This window comes from Rossellomorea arthrocnemi (assembly GCF_904424705.1).
Taxonomy (GTDB): domain Bacteria; phylum Bacillota; class Bacilli; order Bacillales; family Bacillaceae_B; genus Rossellomorea; species Rossellomorea arthrocnemi.
This window is the reverse complement of sequence record NZ_CAJGBF010000006.1, coordinates 72,300-97,011: the sequence shown is the minus strand read 5'-3', so window position 1 is coordinate 97,011 and position 24,712 is coordinate 72,300. Positions and strand designations below refer to the sequence as shown.

The 24,712-nt window shown below is 40.0% G+C and carries 17 protein-coding genes; 16 read left to right on the top strand and 1 reads right to left on the bottom strand.

Features of this window, described 5'->3' with window-relative positions:
• Positions 1 to 83 precede the first annotated feature (83 nt).
• Entirely contained in the window at positions 84 to 1,403 is a 1,320-nt protein-coding gene (locus tag BAA9072_RS10720; protein WP_201714669.1) for a DRTGG domain-containing protein, read from the top strand.
• Positions 1,404 to 1,697: 294 nt separating this feature from the next.
• Here the strand turns inward: BAA9072_RS10720 and BAA9072_RS10715 are convergent, their stop codons facing one another.
• Entirely contained in the window at positions 1,698 to 2,003 is a 306-nt protein-coding gene (locus tag BAA9072_RS10715; protein WP_201714668.1) for a YtpI family protein, read from the bottom strand.
• A gap of 93 nt (positions 2,004 to 2,096) precedes the next feature.
• On the opposite strand from BAA9072_RS10715, the gene BAA9072_RS10710 reads away from it, so the two are divergent.
• The 15 genes from BAA9072_RS10710 to BAA9072_RS10640 all read left to right on the top strand — a co-directional run bounded on the left by BAA9072_RS10710 (position 2,097) and on the right by BAA9072_RS10640 (position 24,613).
• Positions 2,097 to 3,038, top strand: coding sequence for a DHH family phosphoesterase (locus BAA9072_RS10710; RefSeq protein WP_201714667.1), 942 nt, complete (start codon positions 2,097 to 2,099; stop codon positions 3,036 to 3,038).
• Positions 3,039 to 3,368: 330 nt separating this feature from the next.
• Positions 3,369 to 3,638, top strand: a complete 270-nt coding sequence (locus BAA9072_RS10705) for a heterocycloanthracin/sonorensin family bacteriocin (protein WP_408015226.1) — start codon at positions 3,369 to 3,371, stop codon at positions 3,636 to 3,638.
• 136 nt (positions 3,639 to 3,774) lie between these two features.
• Positions 3,775 to 5,685, top strand: a complete 1,911-nt coding sequence (locus BAA9072_RS10700) for a putative thiazole-containing bacteriocin maturation protein (protein WP_201714666.1) — start codon at positions 3,775 to 3,777, stop codon at positions 5,683 to 5,685.
• Positions 5,682 to 7,625, top strand: a complete 1,944-nt coding sequence (locus tag BAA9072_RS10695) for a TOMM precursor leader peptide-binding protein (protein WP_201714665.1) — start codon at positions 5,682 to 5,684, stop codon at positions 7,623 to 7,625. The genes BAA9072_RS10700 and BAA9072_RS10695 overlap by 4 nt, the downstream gene beginning before the upstream one ends.
• 20 nt (positions 7,626 to 7,645) lie before the next feature.
• On the top strand, positions 7,646 to 9,220 hold the full coding sequence (locus tag BAA9072_RS10690; protein WP_201714664.1) for a SagB family peptide dehydrogenase: 1,575 nt from the start codon (positions 7,646 to 7,648) through the stop codon (positions 9,218 to 9,220).
• Between the two features lie 451 nt (positions 9,221 to 9,671).
• Positions 9,672 to 10,571, top strand: coding sequence for a hypothetical protein (locus BAA9072_RS10685; RefSeq protein ID WP_201714663.1), 900 nt, complete (start codon positions 9,672 to 9,674; stop codon positions 10,569 to 10,571).
• Positions 10,572 to 10,886: 315 nt separating this feature from the next.
• Positions 10,887 to 11,237, top strand: coding sequence for a hypothetical protein (locus tag BAA9072_RS10680; RefSeq protein ID WP_201714662.1), 351 nt, complete (start codon positions 10,887 to 10,889; stop codon positions 11,235 to 11,237).
• 340 nt (positions 11,238 to 11,577) lie between these two features.
• Positions 11,578 to 12,066 (top strand): RNA polymerase sigma factor, encoded by a 489-nt coding sequence (locus tag BAA9072_RS10675; protein ID WP_201714661.1) that lies wholly within the window; start codon positions 11,578 to 11,580, stop codon positions 12,064 to 12,066.
• A complete protein-coding gene (locus tag BAA9072_RS10670) occupies positions 12,056 to 12,931 on the top strand; it encodes a zf-HC2 domain-containing protein (protein WP_201714660.1) in 876 nt (291 codons plus the stop codon). The genes BAA9072_RS10675 and BAA9072_RS10670 overlap by 11 nt, the downstream gene beginning before the upstream one ends.
• A gap of 245 nt (positions 12,932 to 13,176) precedes the next feature.
• Positions 13,177 to 13,584: an NUDIX hydrolase gene (locus BAA9072_RS10665; protein WP_201714659.1), complete on the top strand. Its 408-nt coding sequence runs from the start codon at positions 13,177 to 13,179 to the stop codon at positions 13,582 to 13,584.
• 140 nt (positions 13,585 to 13,724) lie between these two features.
• A complete protein-coding gene (locus BAA9072_RS10660) occupies positions 13,725 to 13,940 on the top strand; it encodes a hypothetical protein (protein WP_201714658.1) in 216 nt (71 codons plus the stop codon).
• Between the two features lie 130 nt (positions 13,941 to 14,070).
• Positions 14,071 to 14,691, top strand: a complete 621-nt coding sequence (locus BAA9072_RS10655; protein WP_201714773.1) for a class I SAM-dependent methyltransferase — start codon at positions 14,071 to 14,073, stop codon at positions 14,689 to 14,691.
• 293 nt (positions 14,692 to 14,984) lie between these two features.
• Positions 14,985 to 15,584 carry a lysophospholipid acyltransferase family protein gene (locus tag BAA9072_RS10650; RefSeq protein ID WP_201714657.1) on the top strand — a complete coding sequence of 200 codons (600 nt, stop codon included), beginning with the start codon at positions 14,985 to 14,987 and terminating at the stop codon, positions 15,582 to 15,584.
• A gap of 437 nt (positions 15,585 to 16,021) precedes the next feature.
• The gene (locus BAA9072_RS10645; protein ID WP_201714656.1) at positions 16,022 to 16,270 is read left to right on the top strand and encodes a tyrosine-type recombinase/integrase; all 249 of its coding nucleotides are present in this window, start codon (positions 16,022 to 16,024) and stop codon (positions 16,268 to 16,270) included.
• 351 nt (positions 16,271 to 16,621) lie between these two features.
• Positions 16,622 to 24,613 (top strand): DNRLRE domain-containing protein, encoded by a 7,992-nt coding sequence (locus BAA9072_RS10640; RefSeq protein WP_201714655.1) that lies wholly within the window; start codon positions 16,622 to 16,624, stop codon positions 24,611 to 24,613.
• Positions 24,614 to 24,712 lie beyond the last annotated feature (99 nt).

The window sequence follows — 24,712 nt, the reverse complement described above, 5'->3', positions numbered from 1 at the left end:
AAGCCCCGATTAAATTGAAACACCAAGCTTTTCACATTATAATAAACATATAAAGTAGGACGTTACAAAGAAGGGTGAAAAGCTTGGCTACAAAACATGAACAAATACTAGAGTACATAGATACCTTGCCTGTCGGTGAAAAAATCTCAGTCCGCCAAATCGCAAAAGCACTGACCGTCAGCGAAGGAACGGCATACCGGGCGATCAAAGATGCCGAAACAAAAGGCTACGTCAGTACCATCGAACGCGTCGGAACGATCCGCATCGAACAAAAGAAGAAAGAAAACATCGAGAAGCTCACCTACGCAGAAGTGGTCAATATCATCGATGGACAAGTACTCGGTGGCCGGACCGGCCTGCATAAGATGCTCAACAAATTTGTCATTGGAGCCATGAAGCTTGAAGCCATGATGAGATACACGGAAGCCGGGAACCTGTTGATCATTGGAAACCGGACCCAGGCCCAGGAGCACGCATTACGGGCAGGGGCGGCTGTCCTGATCACCGGGGGCTTTGATGCAGATGAAGACGTCAAGAAACTGGCGGATGAACTTGAACTCCCGATTATCTCCACTTCCTATGACACCTTTACCGTGGCGACCATGATCAACCGGGCCATTTACGATCAGCTTATCAAGAAAGAAATCGTGTTAGTGGAAGACATTTTAACCAAAGTGGATGATACGATTTATCTGCACGTCGATGATACATTGGAAGAATGGTACGAAAAGAATCAATACACGTTCCACAGCCGTTTCCCTGTCGTAGACCACAATCTGAAAGTGCACGGCATGGTCACATCGAAAGACGTCATGGGCCAGGAAAAGTATGCGGGCATCGATAAGATCATGACGAAGCAGCCGATCACCGTCGGGCCGAATACAAGCGTGGCATCTGCTGCCCATATAATGATCTGGGAAGGGATTGAATTACTTCCCGTCGTCAATGAACAAAACAAGCTGCAGGGGATCATCAGCCGTCAGGACGTTCTCAAAGCTCTGCAAATGATTCAACGACAGCCCCAGGTCGGGGAAACGATTGATGACCTCATTTCAAACGGAGTGGAAGTAGTCGGTGAGAAGAAGGGTGACAAAGAAGTCTATCAGTTCGCCGTGACACCACAGATGACCACGGGAATCGGAACAATCTCGTATGGCGTATTCACGACCTTGATGACAGATGCGGCCAATCGTGCACTAAAGCCATACAAAAAAGGCGACCTTGTCATCGAAAACATGACCATCTACTTCATCAAACCGGTCCAGATGGAGAGCATGCTCGAAATCCATCCAAAAGTACTCGACGTTGGGAGAAAATTTGGTAAAGTGGATGTAGAAGTATATAGTGAAGGCGTGCTCATGGGGAAATCGTTAATGATTTGTCAGTTGATTGATCGTCATTAAGCGTTGGAGTTGTACTTGGGTATTCGTCAAATATCGACAAACGGCTCATATAACGGGGAAAGTGGCTCATATTCTTAAATTCCGGCTCATAAATTCCAAATCCGGCTCATAAGTACCGAGAACCTGCTCATAAACAAAATGGAGGGTGCAAATCCCACTTTTTGGGATGGGCTTGCACCCTCTTCAGACTATTATTAAGGCTTTTTTAATCCAAAACAACATTGTATACAATTAAAAAATAAACCAAAATCAAAAAAAAGACCGGATGAGCATCCAGTCCGCGGTTCTTGCTGATTATTGGTTATCCAGTTCCTTCGCTTCTCTCTGCGCAAAGGGGAGTACATGCTTGTACATTTTATATCCAGCCCAGCAGCTTCCCAGTCCAAGCAGGATGAAAAGCGCGCCGATGACATACGTCAGCGTACCAGGGAATAAAAACAGCTGATTGATCCCAAACAGGGCAACGAACAGCCCAAGGGCAATGCTGGCTTTAGCCGATAACCATTTCTTTTCCATCGGTCGTCGTGTTCTCACTTGTCTTATTTTGTAAAAGACATAGAACGTGAACGTGACGACAATCAGTAGTGCGAGAAAATACATAGTTTTGTCCTCCATCGTTGACATCTCTCGCTACTATTTTACAGATAACCGGGCAGAATGCCAAATAAAAATTCCACTACAAAGGAGATTCCCATGAAAGAACAAATCCTGAACCTCATCAAACAATATGAAACCATCATTGTACATAGACATGTCCGTCCCGATCCGGATGCATACGGATCCCAGGGTGGACTCGTGGAAATGCTGACAGCCTCCTTTCCGGAAAAGAACATCTACGCCGTCGGGCAAGAAGAGGAAACCCTTCATTACTTAAAACGTCTTGATGTCATCGAGGATTCTGTCTTTGAAGGAGCCTTGATCATCGTTTGTGATACGGCCAACGAAGAACGGATCTGTGACCGCCGCTATAAACTCGGGGATAAGCTTGTGAAAATCGATCATCACCCAAACGAGGATGCCTATGGGGATCACCTCTGGATCGATACAACGGCGAGCTCCGTCAGTGAAATGATCTATGAGTTTTACCAGTTCGGGAAAGATAAAGGATTGACCCTGCCTGATGCAGGAGCGAGACTTCTTTTTGCGGGGATTGTCGGCGATACAGGGAGGTTTCTGTATCCAAGTACGACCCAGAAGACCTTTGATATTGCGGGAGAGCTGATCCGCTATGATTTTGACCGGAATGAATTATTCAATAAAATGTATGAAGTCGATTCCAATGTCACGAAGCTTAACGGATATGTTCTTCAGAATTTCGAGATGGACCAGGATGGCTGCGGCATGATGGTGATGACGAAGGACATCCTCGAGGAGCACGCTGTCGTACCGTCAGAAGCGTCCCTTCTTGTCAGTACATTAGGGAACGTCAAAGGCATGAAAGCGTGGGTATTCTTTATCGAAGAACATGATCAGATCAGGGTCCGCCTCCGTTCAAAAGGCCCGGTCATTAACACCATCGCGAAAAAATACAACGGCGGCGGGCATCCCCTCGCAGCTGGCGCATCCATTTATTCATGGGAAGAGAAAGAAGAAGTGATGAAGGATTTACGAGAAGTGTGCAGAAATCACCAATAAGACTGAAGAAGAGCTGGCGGATGCCGGCTCTTTTCGTTGACCGTATCGTGCATATCGTTTGAAGGACTCTATACTCCGAATGTCCCCTGACCACTTCCGATCCATGAGCAATCAACTCCAGTCCATCGACAGGAGTATTTTTTTATGGTCTTCTTTACCTCATGTCTTTGGAAAATAGGCTTCTGTATCAGTAACAATACCCAGCAAGATAACATAAATTGTTGGGGATGATTCACATTTATAGTGTATTTGCCTAAATGACAGAATTTCTTCATAAGAAAGCTCCATTTATTTGTCCATAGAGCCATAGGGTACTTTTTTTGGGAGGTAATGAAGATGATGAATAATTTTCACCATGAACTTCAAAATTTGAATGTAGGTGATTTCCAGGCAACACAGCCTGTTTCTTGGGATCAAAACATGTATGATCCGAATGACGAACGACTTTTCCTTGGATTTGGAGGATGTTTTGGTTTTGGGTTCTCTTGCTTCTATAGCTGTTTCGGCTGCGGTGGATGCTTCCGTTGCGGAGGGTGCGGCAGATGCGGCGGATGTGGAAGGTGTGGCGGTGGCGGCAGGTGCGGACGCTGCGGTCGTTAACGAACGTTTAGGATATCGTTTTCAAATGGATCCCTGTATGAGAGTGCAGGGATCTTATTTTATTCCTTACCTATACATAAGGGACAAAGTAAGTTTCATACGATGGTAATGATAGTCACAAATCAGGAGGAGCGCTATGGACAAATTGGACCCTTCTATGTGTTTAAAAGTGAAGAGGGATACGTTTTACCTCCCTGAACCAGACAGGGGTGTGTATTTCAGGAATAACCTATGCTCTTTCCGTATGGAAGGAAACGGAATTGATCAGTGGGTTGAGAAGCTGCTGCCGATGTTCAATGGGGAGTACTCCCTTATGTATTTGACGAACGGACTGCCCGAGCCTTATAAAAACAGGGTCATGGAAATAGCAGAAGTGTTGCATGAAAATGGATTTGTTCGGGACGTAAGCAGGGACCTGCCACATCAGCTGCCTGAACATGCAGTGAAAAAATTCGCATCACAAATCGAATACATCGATAGTTTGGCAGATTCGGGAGCGTCAAGATTTGAAACCTTCCGCCGGGCCAATGTCCTGGCAGTGGGGTCCGGTCCTCTTCTGTCTTCATTGGTTTCATCTTTGATTGAATCCGGAATGGCCAAGGTACAGGTGCTCATGACCGATGAGATGCCCCCCAATAGAAGTCGACTGATGGAGCTTGTGGACCATGCCCGTAAAACGGATCCCGAGTTAGAGCTCCAGGAAGTGTCATTCCGTAAAGGCGGATGGCGGGAGACACTTGAGGCATTCGATTCGGTATTGTATGTGACTCAACAAGAAAACCTTGGGGAATTGGACGTTCTTCAATCTATTTGCAAGGCAGATAAGAAGCTGTTCATTCCCGCGATTTGTCTCAGGGAGAAAGGGATCGCAGGACCCATCATCCATCCGGATTCTGAGGCGGACTGGGCTTCTGCATGGAGGCGCATCCACACGACAGCCTTATTAAAAGAAGATCCGTTTCCTGTTGAATCGCCAATCCCTGGAGCGATGCTTGCGAACATGATCGTCTTTGAATTATTGAAAGAGATAACAGGCGTGACAAAACCCGAACAGCGAAATAGGATTTTTCTGTTGGATACAGAAACGCTTGAAGGAAGCTGGCATTCCTTCTTACCCCATCCCCTTGAAACCGGACGTTTAGCAGCTGAAGCTGTTCAGACTGTGGAAACCCGCCTTGAAAAGGGGTCAAAAAGGTCTGACCCTGAAAAAATGCTGTATTTCTTCAGTCGGCTGTCGTCTAAAGAAACGGGGATATTTCATGTATGGGAGGAAGGGAATACGAAGCAGCTTCCATTAGCCCAATGCCGTATACAGCCGGTCGACGGGCTGTCTGACGGGCCGGCAGAACGCCTGGATGAAGTGATCTGCAGCGGCTTGACCCATGAAGAAGCGCGACGGGAAGCGGGGTTAACCGGAATAGAGATATACGCTTCAAGATTGGGACGCTTGGTCGTTCCTCATCAGTCAGGTGACTATATGGCCCCGGGGGCTGGAGCGACGTTTGCAGAATGCGTTGGTCGCGGTCTGCAAAAGTGTTTGACGGATCAGTTGAGAAAAAGAGAAACGGTTCAAAGAAGCACGGTTACCCGCCTTGAATTGGAGGGGATCGAGGATGAAACATGCCGGTTTTATATAAAGGCTTTATCCACCATGCAGGAAGAACCGGAAATCGGGTTAGGGGAAGATTTGTCTGGATTTCCTGTCATCTATGTTCATGGAAAGAATGGCTGGTATGGAAATACCGGTTTCACGATCACCATGGCGCTGAGGAACTCTCTGCAGCAGGCACTTTTTCACGCTCAAAACGATAAGGATGCGTTCGATGCAAACCCTGTTGGCGTTACTTTAGAGGAACAGAATGTGCAAAGTATAATCATTCCGGCCAATGAAGACAGGCTCCAGCCTGAAAATCTGAAAGAAGCAATCGACACCTTAAAGGGGAACCAGAAGCAGGTGGTGGTGTATGAACTGGATATTGAACCCGTTTTTAAACAGGAGCTGGAAGGCGTATTTGGAGTGCTGCTGCGAGAGGAGGAAGGACAATGAGTTCTTTCGTAGTCATTGTGGGGGAGGGAATGCTTGCGGACCGTGTATGTGCGCAAATTTCAGCCCGGTATCCCGTATTCAGGCAAAAACATGTTGAAAGATTCCCAGCCAATACCGAGTTGGTCCTGACATTGGATGATACATGGAATCCGGCTGTTCACCAAATGGCAGAAGAAGTGATGAGGGGGACTCAGGTTCCATGGCTGAGAGGCTTCGTTTCATTTGGAGAAGGAATCATCGGACCACTGGTTCAGCCCAATTCACCAGGATGCTCACAATGTGCCGATGTGAGACGCCTCCTTGGAGGAAAGGAGCGAACTGAAATGCGGGAGGTGCAAAGACACCTCTCGGAAATCGGTGGAATGACGAAAGACCCGTGGGCGTCGGGAACCGGAGTCCTGCATTTGGCTCACATCATCACAGCAGAAGCAGTCAGGGTCCTTGAAGGCGCAAAGCCACATTCCCAAGGACGGGTATGTTTGACGGACTTGAAAACGTTGAACAGCTCCTGGCACTCCTTCGTTCCCGACTCGTTATGCCCAATGTGCAGCCAGATTCCTGACGATTCGCCCGAATTAGCCCGTGTTTCCCTCAAGCCCAGCCCGAAGGTCCATGCCGGCAGTTTCCGCTGCACCCCCCTGGATGAGATGAAAGAAGTGTTGAAAAATGACTATCTGGATAACCGGACGGGACTCTTTAACAGTAAAATGTATGACCTGGTGACACCATTTGCAGATGCGAGTGTCAATATGCCGATGTTCGAAGGGGATGAAGGGACGGCGGGAAGGACACAAGTATACTCAGACAGCGAGCTGACAGCCATTCTTGAAGGGTTGGAGCGTCATTGCGGTTTAGAGCCCCGGGGGAAACGGACCGTCACCCATGACAGCTACCGAAACGTAAAGGAACATGCTCTTGATCCCCTAAAGGTCGGCGTACACACTGATGATCAGTACACCATGCCGGGTTTCCCATTTGAAAAGTTCGACCCTGACCGGGCGATTGACTGGGTGTGGGGGTATTCACTCATGGAAGAGCGGCCGATTCTCGTCCCTGAGCTTCTTGCCTATTATAGTCTGGGCTGCGGCTCATCCGGTTTTGTTTATGAAACGTCCAATGGCTGTGCCCTTGGCGGCAGCAGGGAGGAAGCGATTTTCTACGGAATCATGGAGGTAGTCGAACGGGATTCATTCCTATTGACCTGGTATGCAGAACTCAACCTGTCACGTCTTGACCCTCTAACAGCAGAGGACGAGGAGCTTGAGTTAATGATTGAACGGATGCAGGCAGTTGCAGGGTATGATCTATACTTATATAACTCGACCATGGAGCACGGAATCCCAAGCGTCTTTGCAATGGCCAAAAACCGGAAGGATAAAGGACTGAATCTGATCCTTGCGGCAGGTGCCCACCTTGACCCGGTAAGAGCAGCAAAAAGCGCCATCCAGGAGCTCGCCGGGATGATGCTGAACCTGGATGACAAATTGGAGAAGAACAAGACGGCATATGAAAAAATGCTTGATGATGATTCCCTCGTCAAGCAGATGGATGATCATGGCATGCTCTATGGACTTCCCGAGGCAGAAGAACGTTTCAAATTTTTGCAGGATGAAAGCAGACCTATGCGAAGGTTCCAGGAGGAGTTCAATTGGAAGTCTGATCACACGGATCTGACGGATGACCTGAAAGATATTCTAGCAAGATTTCATAGCCGGAACCTAGATGTTATTGTCGTTGACCAAACCGCTCCAGAACTGAAAAAGAACGGATTATACTGCGTAAAAGTCTTGATTCCCGGCATGCTTCCCATGACATTCGGGCACCATCTTACCCGACTGAAAGGCCTGGAAAGAGTTCTTAACGTGCCCGCGGAACTTGGATATGCCGACGGGCCATTGACCTTTGAGCAGCTCAATCAAAAACCGCATCCGTTTCCTTAAGGACTAAGGAGGTAAGGAGGATGAGTCTGGAACAATTTCTGTACAATCTGCAATTTGATATCAACCGGGCCAATCAGCCAAACTGGGAAGTGGACTGGGAGGATGCGCCCCTTCCGTATAAGCTATACCGGGGACTGCCGACAGTCCCATTGTCTACAGATGTACCGGTGTCACTCACTGAGAGTCAGCCGCCGTTACCACCCACGTTAGAACGAATCGGTCATTTCCTCTGGTACGTCTATGGCATCACCGGGGTAAGCCAGTCGGTGGACCCTGATGATTCCGAGGAAGAATCTTACCCCGTCCACTCATGTCGGCGGTTTGCTCCATCGGGAGGGGCGCTGTACCCGAATGAACTCTATCTCTATTTAAAGTTGGATGATTTGCCGGATGGAATCTATCATTATGATGTCGCCCACCATTGCCTTGTCCTACTCCGGGAAGGGAATGTCGATTCATTCTTGGAACGGTCACTCGGCAATCGCAGTGACATCTCAACGTGTTTTGCCACGGTCTTGGTCACAACAAGATTCTGGAAAAACTTCTTTAAATACAACAACTTTTCCTATCGGCTGCAGGCACTGGATGCAGGTGTCCTCATGGGACAGCTGCTGGAAACGGCCAAACGATTTGGATTCGAGTCAGGGGTGTATGTTCAATTTCTCGATTCTGCGATTAACCGTTTGCTCGGACTTACCGAGGAAGAAGAAAGCGTCTATTCCGTCATCCCCCTTTCCGTTTCTGTAACGAGTTGGACTGGAACCGGGAGGGGAATGGAGCGGCCATTCACCACTGAAGAATTATGCCGGGAGCTGCCGGCTATATCTTCAGAACTTTACGAGCGGTCTAAAAGAATGAGAGAGTTTCCCCGGTTACTGGAGATGAATGAAGCTTCCAAAATGGAATCGACAGGCGATTTTCAGAAACCTGGAAAACCACCAATTTTTAGAACGGGAGAAAAAGAGATCCCTTTGCCGGGAATCGAATCCTTATCCTATGATTTCGCTGAAGCATGCCAAAAACGCTATTCACCGGAAATGGATTTTGTCATGGGGAAGGTCAGCCAGCAGAGACTTTCGGCATTATTGAAAAGAGCAACACATTCCTATTCTTATAGAAGTGACCTAGACAACGCATTTGACGGCCGAGTACCTGGCGTATCTATTTTCGCCTGTTTGTATAATGTAGAAGGAATACCTAATGGAGCATACGCATATGACAGCCTCCGCCATTCCTTGCGGGAAATCGATACAGGGGATTATCGTCTCCGACTCCAATCAGGTCTGTCACTTGATAACGTCAATTTACTTCAGGTACCGGTGTGCCTTCATATTATCGGAAACAAAAACTACTACAAAGACACCCTGGGGTACAGAGGCTACAGAATCATGCAAATGGAAGCCGGAATGCTCGTCCAGCGCCTGCTTTTATCCACGTCTGCCGCCGGCTTTGGCGGCCACCCCCTCCTTGGGTTTGATACAACGTTGACGGATAGGATCTACAAACTGGATTCTGAGAACCGAACGACCTTGATCCAACTACCAATCGGACCATTTCGGGAGCGGGCTTGGATGAGGGGGAGCTTGCTGAGTTGAAGATAAAGGACCTGTCCCCGTGGTGCTTTCAGTCCTCACAGATAAAGAAAATTCGACACTGCGGCATGATGATCCAATATCTCGCATGATTTCATCTGAAACCCGCACGATTCTTACGAAAGCCGCATGATCATTCCAATTCCCGCACGTTAATTGTAAATCTCGCATGAATCTGCTCTATACCCCTTTTCAATGGTATGAGATGAGAGGAAAAACGTCCCCGATGCTGACCACGGGACGTTTTTTTGATGAAAATGGAGACATTACCCCGTCAACCACGTATATCTCCAACATATTTGAATTGCTCTGGGGGGATGTTGACCCTGTGATTTTGGCTAATTATGTTAAAATATACATAAGATTATGAATCTTACATACATCAGCTAACCTAATATGAAAGCATGGGGTTAGTCCTTCAAGAAATTACTCCAGACTATAGAGGTGAGTGTAGTTGAAAAGAAAGATCCAACCAACATTTGATATTTTGAAAGAGTGGATAAAGACATTTGTCCCTGATAAAGACCTGTTTTTCCTTCCTGAGAATAAACTTGCCAGCTTTAAAGAATATTTACATAATGCTTTGGTCATTCCTCACGAGGAGTTCAATAATCATTCTTCTTACAAACAAATACAACTTGTGAACAGCTACGAGTACTGGAATATATCAAAGGACGTAAACTATGTTCTTGTGACACCTTCGGGCTGGGTTAATCAGCTTCCTGCTAAAAAGAAAATAGACATTTTTCAGATTCAAAAAGAAGTGGGCAGGGGATTGATTCATCCAATCTCTGACTTCTCTGTAGACATTTCATTCCTCAGTCAAAATATGATTGAAGTGAAGGGAGAGAAGTATGTAGTCTTTCATAAATCGATGTGGGAAGAACTCTCTTATACTAGTAAGAAAGATCTCATGAAAGATATCGCGCAACAATGGGAGGATTGGACTTGCTACGACTATCCGACCAACACACCTCCACACATAATGAAGTTTGCAAACACCTTTCCTTCCACCACAGGTAGTAATTGCTTATCGGCAACACTGTTCGCCATCACTCAACAAGAATGGATGATAGAGGAATGGGTACATCCGAAAACGTTTATTCAAAGTCTAGAAAATGAGCATTATCACGCCATCACTTCTCAAGATAGTAGAGCAGGTGACGTGGTTACTTGGGAAAACTCAGACGGAATCATTCAACACGCATCCTTTTGCATTGACGATCATTTATTCTTTAACAAACGCGGACAAACCTTCTTTAACGCTTGGAGTATTGTACATCTCACTGATCTAAAAGAAGATTGGGGCCGTTATAGTATGAAGATCTTTCGGAAGGCAGTTTCGAATAAGTAAGGTGAGGATTTTTATAAATATAGGGGGAGTGGTCCTTGAATACATTCAAAGAACTTACCTCAAGTTTTTTACTCATCATCAGCTGGTTTCTATTTGCCATAAGTACATATCTACTTTACTGGACCATTATTATGCCTGGACTTACAATCATACCATTCCTCATTTTTATAGCTATGGGTTTATTATGCTTACATTGTTCCAGGCAGCTTAATGTTAGAAAAGAAGACAATAAGTAAAATGGCAGGTCATTTAAAGAAAAAGGAGGGGAATAACAATTAAAAGCCAATCTTAAGTCTATCAATCCTTGTGTTTATAATGAGTGGTTGTTCCGATGGTGAACAAGTTATTGAAATAGAGAATAAAGAAAAAGCGGGATCATTATTTATTCAAAAAGTAGAAAACGATTCATCTTCTGAAGAATTGACAAAGGTAGTGAATGATAAGCAACAAATAGAACAGATATTGACTATGGCAGAAGGACTTGAAGTCAAAAAAATCCGCACGGAAGAAACAATGGAAAAGATGAAAGAAACTGACACGTATATGTTTGTATTTTCAGAAGGTAAGGAAATCCAATCAGGTAAAAAAGCACCGTTTGCTTTTTATGCCTTGGAAAATGGAACCTTCATTTTCCCGTACAGTGATTTTAACAAAAGGGATTATTAGATGAAATGAAGCAGTTGTTTGAGATTCCATTTTAGATTTTTATTAAAAAAACCAGGACTGTTCGTTGAATTTATAACAAACCCTTATTCCGTTAAAGGGCCATTTAATGGAATAAGGTTTCTGAAAAAATATTGGATATTTATGCTAAAATTAGACAAGGTTGCAAAAGGACGGACTCTCCAGGCAGAACTAGTTTAAAGTTAGGTTACTTTTTAAATTATATAATTTATATACTAATCGCCGCCATTTAATTCGGCGGTTTTCTAATGCCAATAAAAAATAGTTTTTTTTGTAACGAAATTGACTTGAATCGGATATATAGACGAAAGGAGGAAAAGGCTTGGGAGAACTTGATGAAATATATAGCAATTATGCTGAAGAAGTATTCAAATATTTAATGTGTCTTTGTCACGACGCAGATTTATCAGAAGAACTAACACAAGAAACCTTCTATCAAGCTGTAAAATCCATTGATAGATATAATGGCAAATGTAAAATGTCAGTCTGGCTTTGTCAAATAGCGAAGCACTCTTATTATAAGCACCTTGAACAAAATAAGAAACAGCAAAGACATAAGTTTCAAGATAACGTATTACATACTTCTCCTGAAGCTGAATTTATTTATTCGGAAGACAAAATTGCCCTTTACCGAATTATTCACTTCCTTGAAGAACCATATAAAGAGGTGTTGCTTTTGAGGATCTTAGGGGGTCTTAGTTTCAAAGAGATAGGAGAAATTCAATTGAAAAATGAAAACTGGGCGAGAGTTACTTTTTATAGGGCTAAAATGAAATTAAGGGAAAGGGGTAAGGATAACAATGGACAATAAATGCAATATAGTAAGAGATTTACTCCCTTCTTATATTGATCATTTGTGCAGCCAAGATAGTATTCATTTTATTGAAGAACATTTGAATTCGTGTAAAAATTGTAGAGAAGTATTAGAAAGTATGAAAAATAATGTTGATTTATCTAATAACATGGATGAAGTATATAAAGTGGAAGTTAAGAGACCATTTCAAAAAGTATCCAGGTTCTTCAATGCTCAAAAGAAGCTGACGAATTATTTACTTATAGCTACACTTTTCTCCTTGCTGATTGGATTCGTTTTTCTAATTCAATCAAATAAAAAATTTAGTGAATATAAAGAAGAAGTAACTAATCTAGAAGTTGTAGACCAAGAAAAAGAAGCTATTATGGATGATGTATTTCAAATTCTTGGAGCCTCAACAGAAGTGACTGAAAAAGAAGAAAAACAACTTCTTACCATTTTTAAAAAGTATAATGAAAAACTGAATTTGTTAGCTGTTTTTCCAGCAGCAAATTTAAAAGATCGGTTACAGGAAAATCCTTCTGTAAAACAGGAACCTACAACGATCTATCCTATTGAGTACAGTAAAGCCGCGATTGTCATTGGAGACGAGGGTGTTTTGGGGAAGAGAGAGACAATTATTCCTAGTGGTTATGACTTAGGAACCGTAATGATGGCGAATAAACAATGGGGTATTCAATACGAATATAAGAGTTCTTATGAAAAAACTATTGAGAGACATCACCAATTAACCTATTACGGACCAAGCACTTGGAGCTTTTTTCAGGCACCTATACTAATGTTTATTATTTTTAGTATTCTTTTTGTAGTTTGGTTGTTTTTAAAGAGACAAAATAACCATCTGAAAGATGTAATGGGATAATATTTTTTCAAGTTAGTATGAGCTAAAAGCATTAAGGGCTTAAATCTAGAAAAAGAACTAACATTCGAACATAAACTTAACTTTCGGGGCTTATCCAGCATCAGGTAAGCTCTTTTATTATGAATATTTTTCTTGAGTATGAAGTTAGAATTTGAAATAATTGGTATTAAGTTAAAGGAGCAGGTTTGTTGAATAAGGGGGAATAAAAGAGCAAACATTACATCTCAAATAAAGGTGGTTTTTGTATGACTATGCCAAGACACTCACTTTCGGCAGGTGCTGTGGTTCTTAATGATGAAGGAAAAATCTTGCTTATTAAAGGTCCACGAAGAGGCTGGGAGTTTCCTGGCGGTGTAATAGAATTAGGTGAAACCATTGAGGATGGGATCATAAGAGAAGTGAAAGAAGAATCAGGAATTGACATTGAAGTCATTAGATTTTGTGGTATTTATCAAAATATACAGGCTAATGTTTGCGCTACTTGTTGGCTTGCAAAAGCGACAGGTGGTAAACCGCAGACAAGTAGTGAAAGTTTAGATGTTGGATTTTTCACTTTGGAAGAAGTATTAAATATGGTTACTTGGTCAAATTTCAGAGAAAGAATTGTTAAGATATTAAATGAAGAAGAACAGCCCTTTTATGTTCCATTTTAATAATCTTATTCAAAAAGGGGGCATATGCTGAAATAGTAGCCGACCTTTGTTCAAGTATAGGGCAGTTATATTGAAGAATGTATAATGGATTTTTATGGTGAAAACGGGATGTGAGGTTTTCGAAAAAAGGGGGAGTGATTTTGATAAAGTTCTTATCATTAGTTGTCTTAGCGTTATCTACCCAAATCATTGGGATAATAATGTGGGGAGAGTATGTCTGGTTATATAGGTTTGCAAATGGTGGTGTCGGTGGAACTCCATTAGAAAAAATCCAACCTATTTTGTGGGTTATTATTGTTGTTGAGGTAACATTTTTCACCTTATTAGGATTATATTTTAAAAAGAAAGAAGAATAATCCGTTTGCATAACAGCAATCCTTTTGTTCAACTAAAGGGCAGAATAATTTAATAAGAACATAAGAAATTTATGATTAAAAAATAAGGTTTTTAATTAATATAATTACTATTGTATGGGAGTGTAGGGGTCTGAATAATTCTTGGAATAAATTCATATATAAAATCGGTTCTCCATTTTATGATAAATTTTTTAATTCAGGTGTCTTCTTAAATGCCCGAAAACAAATTATCCAATTAATACCCTTTAATAGAGAACAAAAAATCTTGTTTGTTGGCATAGGAACGGGAGCTGATTTAGAGTTAATCAATTACTCTGACTTAGATATCACAGCCATTGATTATTCACCTGATATGCTTGAAAAGGCACAAACAAAGTTCAAAGATTCCACGATTAAATTTTTAGAGATGGATGCTCAAAATATGGTTTTTGAAGATGAATCTTTTGACTATGTAGTAGCAAATCTAATACTTTCCGTTGTACCAGATACTAATAAATGTTTTCAAGAAATCACGAGAGTTTTAAAGAACGAAGGAAAAATAATTATTTTTGATAAATTCGCCCCTAAAAATAAAAAGCTTTCATTACCAAAAGTGCTTATAAGACCAATTATTAGCGTATTAGGAACTGATATTGGTCGAAGTTTTGAAGAAATAATTCCAAAAAATAATAATAGTTTAAAGGTAGAAGAAGATTCACCAGTTATGATGAATGGGATGTATAGGAAAATAATAATTTCCAAAATTTATTGATTATTGTTATTCAGCTAACGGGGGCAATAACTGAAGATCAGCCAGGTAATTGCATTCTTCCATTATCGAGCAGTTTAGTTGAAGAAGGAATCTGGATACTTCAAGGAAATACGTAAATAAAATAAAAGTTAAATTTGCATCGTTATGAGTGCCTTACTTCAATATGGAGTAGGGCTATTTCGATTTTATCACTAAAGTAAGTGACAAATTTAGTACCAACTATCAATAGTAAGTGTTAAAATGAATGAGCGTGGATTATATTACCAATTGCTAAATTGAAGGAAGGGATCGATTTGTATTATTTTATTGCTTATATACTAAAAATTTTCTTACGGGTATTTGGAAAAATAGATGTTTACAATATAAAAACCTTACCTACTAATGGCCCTTATGTTATAGCGTGTACACATACAGGCTGGGTTGATGTTATTTACCTGGGTACTATCTTATTACCCTCTAAAATACATTATATGGCGAAAAAACAACTTTTTTATAATGGGATATTATCTTGGTTATTAAAAAAGTTAAATGCTTTTCCCGTAGATAGAAATAATCCTGGGCCAAGTGTTCTAAAAATACCCAAACGGCTTCTATCAAAAGGAGAAATAATTGGAATCTTCCCAAGTGGAACAAGAACTAATGAACAAATAGCTTTGAAACAAGGTGCCATTACAATTGCACAGCATTCTAATGTCCCAATTATCCCTGTAGCTTATCAAGGTCCAGACAACTTAAAAGAACTGTTTTTAAGAAAAAAACCTTATCTTATATTTGGCGAACCTATCTATATAACTTCAAAAGATAAAGAAAGAAGAACACATTTTACAAATATCTTAGAACAGAATTTAAATGAATTGGAGAGGAAAATTTCAAAAAATAAAGAAGTAGGTTAGTTAATTCATTCTAATGGTTACTAATTTAAATAAATAATCTTAGCTAAAAACGAGTAAACAATTAATTAGGGAAATAGAAATATTAAATTCGGAAGAAGTAAATAAAAAATCCACTCCTGACAAATGGAGTATCATTAAATCATATATTTCAAAGGGGATGCGTACTCAATTTTGTTGGAATTTGAGAAGAGTTACATTTAAGTTAACTGGGGCGTTAATTGAAGATCAGGCAACTGACACAAAATTAACGTCTGGACTTTTGTGTCAGTTTAATCTGTATTTTTGTGTCACTCTTCAGAACAAAGGGGAGGTTATCTATAATAATAGATATCTACCAATCTATGCGTGAAATCGTAATTAACGCAACTAACTAAATAAATGAAAAACGCCAAGGAGCCCTTAAAGAAAGTGATCCTTGGCGTTTTTCGTTATTACACATGTTACCCAGTAAATTCCCATTAACGACATGCCGAATCAGAAGAAGTTTGAGGACTATGAAAAATATATTATGGCTTCGACTTACTCCACAGACTTTACGATATACATGCGCTGCACATTTAGCACGGAAAGGTATGCCGCTTGGATGTATTCAAGTTCTTTTAGGACATACTAGTCCCCATCAGACTCAACTATATGCTAGGCTCTATAGTCTTGCTTGGAAACTGTTGTACGATGAGTGGAGGTAAGAAACAACACCAAAAGTTTAATTAAATATTCTACTAAAACAGATATTTAAAACCTAAAGCTTTAGCTTTGGGCTTTTTTATGGAATGTTAATTTTCTAAAGGTTATAGAGTGAGTAAATAGAAAATCTTCAGTTTCTTAAAAATATGGAACTATTATTTCTGAAGAATTTTAATTGTGATAATCAGCTCATTGTACTTCAATAAATTTCCATGGTATTTAAATAAATTTTTGTTGTATTTTGTAAAAATATAGCTAAAATATTCTTGAAGAGAGGAGTGTAATTACTAGATTGAAAGATACGAATCTGGTTATTGAAATCATTTTATATAATAGACCGGAGGAAAAAGAATTTGGAACGTAAAAAGGGGTTTTTGGGTAAGTTTGTATTGTCGTTAGTAGCATTTGTGTTGTTATTTTCGTCTATCCCTTTAAGTAATGTATTTGCTCATGGTGGAAGTCACAATGAGGAAACACAGAAAGAAGAGAAAAAAGAAAAAAATAAAACAGCAAAGCCAAAAAAAGTTTCAACTGAAGAATCACTACTTGAAAATGTGGAAAAGGTTGAAGAAGTAAAGAATCGAAGAACGATAAATGGTAAAACCTATAAGAATAGTGATTTAAGTTATACAACGGATGTCCATACCGGTGCGGTTCACTACAAAGATAGTGAGGGTATGTTACAGCCGATTGAAAATGAAGTTAAAGAAATAAAGGGAAGTAAAGGACAAGAATTTAAATTAAAGTCTGAAAAAAATAAATTTTCAGTTGATTTTGCGGAGAAAGTAAAGAAAAATAAAGAACTGGTTTCAATCACTCTTGGGAAAGAACGAGTGGGGTTCATATTACAAAATGCTCAAAAAGAAGCCGGGGTATTACTAGAAGAGAATAAAGTTGAATATCACAATGTATTTAAAGATACGGATATCAAATACACTCTTTTACCAGAGGGGTTAAAAGAGGATATTATTCTAAACACAAAAGAAGGTCAAACAGAATATATTTTCTCCATAACTGGGTCCTTAACAGCTATACAACGAGGTCGAAATATTGAGTTTTATAATAAAGAAAACAAGCTAGTCTGGCTCATGACACCTCCTTATATGGAGGATGCAAAAGGAGTATTTTCACACGCAATTGGTTACTCATTAATAGAGAATGGAAACAAGCAATCTATTCACTTGAAAGTGAATAAAGAATACGTCCAAGATCCTGAGAGAGCTTTTCCAATCATTATTGATCCAACTGTCAATTTAGGTGGCAGTTCTTCTAACACTCTAGACACGTACGTAATGCAAGATTATCCTTCTTATAATTATTACAATAGCGTTGATTTAAGGACCGGGTATGCAGATTCTACTGGAATTACCCGTTCATATATGAATTTTTCTAACAGCCTTCCAGCATTAAATGGTGGTCTATTGGTCAAAGCAGAATTAAAAGCATATAAATTTAGCAATGGATACAATACCATTAATACAAATTTATACGCCCAAAGGGTATCTTCCGCTTGGTCTGTCAATTCGGTTACTTGGAATAGTCAACCAAGTATTGACACGACTAAGTCCTATGGTAGCACACCAGTTAATGGTGGAGATGGATGGGCGACCTTAAATGTAACTGATTTAGTCAACAAATGGTATGACGGTACTGCTAAGAATGGGCTAGTATTACGATCTACATCTGAAGGTACTCTAGGAACCTATAGAAAATTCAATTCAGCAGATGCCTCCTCATCAAGACCGTACTTAGCTGTCACCTACACGGGAGTTCCTACGGCCCCTTCTGGTACTTATGCTGGAAATGGGTCAGGTTCAGGAACAGGTCATGTTGATTTGACTTGGACACCTGTCACGGGGGCAACTGGATATAAAGTATTAATTTATAATGGGAAAAGCTATGAGGAATTTAATGTTGGTAATGTAACAAACTGGTCTACAAAAGGAAAAAAATTATGGCCAACCGCTACTCAAATCCAACAAGGGTCCTATGCGCTACGGTTAGATGGATCAGGTACTGAATTGGCTGATGACCCTAGTCCGGTATATAAAAATTCAGGTGGTACTTATCCTACCAATAAAAATTACTGGTTTAGAATTAAAGCATATAATGCTTATGGTGAAACGTCACAGTCAGGTGCATATATGCCTACTCTCCCTGATCAGACTAAGCCTAGCAAGCCAGGGGTACCAACCGCCTCTAATAAATTGAATTCCAATTTCACTTTTACTTGGGGCAAATCATCTGATAGTAATTCTGGGCTGAAAGGCTATAACGTATACGTTGGTACAAGTCCTGGAGCTAAGGACGTTGCATCAGCTTTCGTTACCACGAATTCTTATACGATTCCTAATGCTGTAGCACGTGCCAAATACTACATGTACGTTACTGCGGTAGACAATCAAGGGAATATTTCAACGAATTCGGATAACGGAAGTGATGTCGCCAGGAAGCAATTGGACGCAACGATATCAAACTACTCATTCCCTGCCCAAATGGAGGCAAGTGGAAATTACAATGTCATTATAACTGTAAAAAACGAAGGTCTCCAAACATGGACCTCTTCAGATGGTATCTATCTTGGTTCTAAAGAAGAAACGGACCCGCTGACAAAGGATACAAGGTTGCCTTTAAGTTCAAGTGACTCAATAGGTACAACGCAAGAGAAAACGTTTAATCTCACATTTGTAGGAAACAAAAATCCAGGTGACTATATTAGTGAATGGCAAATGTTGAAATTAAATGTTGGACGATTTGGGGACTCAATCACCAAAAATATTAAAGTAGTAGACACTACCCCGCCAACAGGAAATATCGTCATCAATAATGGTGAGGCGTTAACAAACTCACCTAATGTCAATCTGCAACTCTCACTGGATGATAATGCAAATGGACCTTATTATCAGAAGTTTAAGAACGAGAGCAACTCATGGTCAACTTATGAAAACTACTCGTCTTCCAAGCAATGGACACTGTCCAATTCAAATGGTGAAAAGACAGTTTCGGTTAACTATAAAGATGCAAGTGGAAATGAATCGATTGCTTATTCGGATAAAATTACTCTAGATACTTCTTTCCCGACAGCAAAGATTGATTCTCCTAATAGTTTAGACTATGTAAATGGAAAGAAAGTTATTAATGGATCAGCGACGGATAATGATTTGAAAGACTATACACTAAGTTATGGAGTGGGAGAAACTCCAAGTAATTGGACTGTGGTCTCAACCAAAAATAGTGTTATTAGTCAAGGTGAACTGGGTGTATGGGATACTACAGGTTTACAAGCTGGATTATATACCCTGAAGCTAACGGTTACAGACCAGGCTGGTAATACCTCAGTTGCTTCGAAAATAGTGTGGGTTGACCCCCTTGTTTCAATGCTGGGGGAAGAAGACTACTGGGCTTATGAAGATATCCAATCGGGATATGGATCATCCAAAGTAAACCTAGCCAATGGAAACCTTTATGCTTTATTTACAGATAGTAGTTTAAACGGTAGAGGGTTAGATACTTCCATTTTACGCGTGTACAATAGTCAGGATGACTCTGACGTATCGCTAGGAAAGGGCTGGCGTTTCAATCATGATATGTCTATTTCCGAGCAAGTAAATGGTGATATTTTACTTACTGATGAAGATGGAACAAGACATCTGTTTAGTAAGAATTCTGATGCTACTTATACATCTCCTTTGGGAGTATTCAGAAATTTAACAAAACTCAGTGATGGGAAATACACTTTAGAAGATTTAGATGAATCAAGTTTAAAGTATTCTTTCAATAGTAATGGGCAGCTGATCTCATACGAAGATCGGAATGGGAATAAGATTCAAATTCGATACGATGCGGATGGCGTGAAGGAAATAGAAGATTCGACAGGACGAATCATTTCGTTCACCTATCAAGGTAATAAACTTTCAGACTTAACAACGTTTGCTGGGACAAGAATTCATTATTCCTATACAAACGACTTGTTGTCTAAAGTGGAATACTTTGATCAGGATACCAAACTCTATCGATCGATGAGTTATTCGTATAATGCTGATGGGAAATTGAAGGAGTATACAAATCCAAATCAAAACAAGGTAATTTATGACTATAACGGTCACAGAATTGTCAACGTAAAAAGTTCGTTAACTTCTTACAATGCTGCAACTGGTGCAAAGAATGAAGCATTCTCTTTGGATGAATCATTTAATTACGATTTGATAAAAAAATCAACAAGAGTAACGGAAACTGGACCAACCAAGTCCAACATTTCAGACTATGAGATAAACGAGTATGGTAATTTAGTTAAAAGTATTGATGATCCGAGTGGAATTAAGATTGAAGAAAGAAACATATATGAAAATAATAAGCTTAAAGAATCCTTTGATGGAAAAGGGTATAAAACTTCATATACTTATGATGGAAGAGGAAATGTCTTAACTAAAACGGAGCCGCAAACAACAGATATTGACGGCAATGTTTATACACCAGTTACACAATTTGAATATAAGTCTGGAACGAGTTTAATAAGCAAAGAGATAGACCCATTAAATAGAATTACAACATATGATTATGATACAAAGGGTAATCGTAAGTGGACGATGGATGTTGATGGTTTTAAAGAGAGTTATACCTATGATTCTTATGGGAATGTTCTTGAAACCAAATATGAACGCGGACCCATTTATGGTTTTATTCCGAACTATAGTTTCGAATCAGGAGAAGGTTCATCTGTTCCTAACTGGACTGTGAATGGAGCTACTTCGTATCAATCAACTGATAAGCGCAGTGGCAGTAGAAGCCTATCGGTTAGTGGGAATGTTGAATCAGAATTAATTCCGGTGAAAAAAGGGAATCTTCCGATTAGAGCTTTGGTATGGATGAAAGGAACTGGAGCGACTGTTTCTGTTCAATTCCTCAATCAGGACAAAGGCCTGATAAGTACACAGACGAGTGCCCCATCTAGCTCAACGGCTTGGAGTTTACAGCATGTTGTTTCTGACATTCCAACAGGTGCTTCTTTTGTGAAAGTAAAAGTGAATGCTGGGACATCTCCTGTACTGATGGACGATGTACGTATTGAAGAGACAAATTATATATCTACAAATAAATATTCAGATAACGGTTTAAACTTGATAGAATCGTATGATCCTTATGGTAAAAAAGCAACATTTGAATATGATGTTTTTGGAAACAAGAAAAAAGAGATTAATGAGTTAGGACAAATCGCTCAATTTAACTATAATGCTGATGGTCAATTACTTGAAGAAACGGATCGTCGTGGGAAAATGACTAAGTACGAATATGATCCAATTGGTAATTTAATTAAAGAAACGGATGCATTAGCTCAAGTAGTTGAATATGAATATGATGAACAAAATCACCAGGTGTTGATACGGAATCCCAAAGTAACCAGAACATTCTATGATTCTCAGATTCCAAGAGAGTCAGAGGTTATCTCTATTACAGAGATAGACGAGTATAACGCACTTGGGGAAAAAGTTGCTGAGAAAGATGGAAATGGGTCCATCTTTCGGTATGAGTATGATGCTCTGGGAAGACAGACAAAGAGTATCGATCCCTTACGCAATGAATTGCGTTTTACGTATGATTCAAATGATAATAAAGTAACAGAAGAAAATTTTGCCTGGGATGAAGTGACCTCCACTTTATATCCAAAAGGAAAAACCTATTATCGATACGATGAATTAAATCGAATGACGGGGTACTCAGATCCAACTAAGGATCAAAATACGCTTGTTGAACAGACAAAGTATGATTCTGTTGGGAATGTCATAAAAACGATTGATGGAGCAGGGAATTGGACGGAATTTCAGTATGATAAGAATAATAACGCCATCTATAGTAAAGACTCCTCAACTCCACCTGTAGAGACTTGGACACTTTATGATGGGCTAGGCAATGAAGCCATTGCTCATGATAAGTTAGGTGCGACCACTTATATATATGAAGCAAATGGACAGTTAAAAGAGGTTGTAGATGCAGAGGGTAAAAAAACCACATACACATACAATGCTGCTGGGGATAAAACCAAGCTAGTGGATGCAACTGGCTCTGTAACAGATTGGACGTATGATGAAGAAGGTCAGCTTAAGACAGAGACAAATGAAGTTGCAGATCCGACTACAGGAGAAACCACTTTACAGGTTACTTCTTATGAATACGATTCAATAGGACAAGTAAAGAAAAAAAGTATTGCAGAAACGAAAGGTACTAATTCTACCACTTCTAAAGAAAATACGTATGTCTATGATGAATTAGGGCGATTAGTTAAAGAAGCTGGCGTTAACCTTGAAGATGGTAAGAAGACAGAGAGTAGATACTATCATGATAGGAATGGAAATGTCACCAATACATGGATTTATGATGAAACAAATCCTGTTCCTTTACCTGTAGATCCAGATGGCGATGGCTATTTCAATAGTGAGACAATATCGGTCTATGATAAAAACAACCGATTGTTATCTGAGTCCATTAGTCATACAGGCACGACGACAACCAATACATTTAATGATAAAAATAACGAAGAGACGTTGAAAAACGCTTTGGGTGATACCGTTATCACGTACGACGATAATGATCGTACTAAAAAGATTGTGACACCAAACTTCGACACTTTTAATTATGAATATTTGGTTGATGGTTCGTTATCAAAGATCCTTAGCCCAGGGGTCGAAACCTCTATTTCATACAATGGAGGATCCAAAGTAAAATCTTTAAAAGCGACAAATCGGAATAACCAGACTACAATTTCAGATTTACAGTATACACATTCTGATACTGAACAAATCGTACAGATTGCAGATAAGGGAACTGTAAAGAAAAAGTACACATATACAGCGTCAGGTCAACTTGAAACAGTTGAATCAAATGGGAAAAAACTTAAGTACTTCTATGATGCGAATTCCAATATAGTAAAAGTTCAAAACCTTACAACTGGAAAAGTTGTAGAAGAATATTCGTATCTTGCAGAAAATCGAATTCGTCAAAAAAAGGTGTACAATGAGACGACAGGTAGCCTGATTCGAACCTATGACTATGAACATAACGCCACTGGGACCCTTTCCAAAATCACCATTAAAGAAGGGGCAAATGTAACCGTCACAAACTATGATTACAATAGTGATGATCAGTTGATGAAGGTCAATAAAACGGTTAACGGGCAAAAACAACCTGAAATACTCTATGAATATGACACAGATGGGAATAGAATCGCTAAGAACGTAAATGATGGGACTAAAAACACTCACTATCATTATCACTTAGATACGAACGGCGGTTTGTTCTTAGAAACAATCGAAGGCCCATCACAACAACAACGAGTCAAATATTATCGAGACGCAGATGGGAACCTACTGAGTTTTAGTTTAGATGAAGTGGTTTATTACTATCAGTTCAATGCAAGAGGCGATGTCATTGCCATTACGGATGCTGCTGGTAATGTTAAAGCAACCTATGATTATGATGAGTGGGGAAATGTAACCTCTATTACAGGGGACCAAAACCTTGCCAAAGCTAATGTGTATCGTTATGTTGGAAAATATGGTGTATTGTATGATGCCGATACAAACCTTTACTTGATGGGATGGAGAGACTACGACCCAACTACTGGACGTTTTATTGTTCCTGATGAATATGAAGGTACGGAAGAGGATCCTACATCATTAAACCGTTATTTATATGCTGATGCCGATCCGGTAAATAATATTGATCCAGATGGCCATGCGCCTAAGTGGCTGCAAAAAGGATGGAAAGCAACGAAGAAGTATTCCAAAAAAGGGTACAACTACTACATTGGAAACGACATCAAAACGCTCAGAAGTAAAAAGTCTAAATGGTACCATAAAGCCGGTGCCACAGCTTCTATTGCCAGTAACTTTATTCCAGGTGCTGGGCAAGCGAAATGGGCTGTAAAAGCAGCTAAAACAGGTATTAAATACGGGAAAAAGGCGAAAAAGGCGAAGAAGTTCACCGCTTCATCTTTGAAAAAGTCTAGATCAAATAGGAATGTGTCTGTAAGCAAAAAATCTCCTGCTAAAATTAAAAAAGGACAGCTTCGTGTTAACTTACAATATTTCTCTTCTTCAAAGAAGAATGGAAAAAGTAGTTTACCTTTACACGGACCAAAGAATGGTTCAAAAACAATCTATAATAAGAATGGCACTGCTAAGCAGAAAAGATATTATGATAATAAAGGACGTGCAAAGAAAGATATGGATTATGATGATCATGGTCAACCAAAGTACCACCCTTGGGGACCGCATAGGCACAAATGGAAATGGGAAAAAAACAAACCTAAAAGAGGAAAGGGCGAACCAATGTGGAAAGGCCGACGATAAATGAAATTGTAATGCTTCTCAATATTGGTCATGACATTGAATTCTATTACAAAGAAGACAAGTTTACAATAATTAATACAGGGGAGCTCTTTAGCTTAT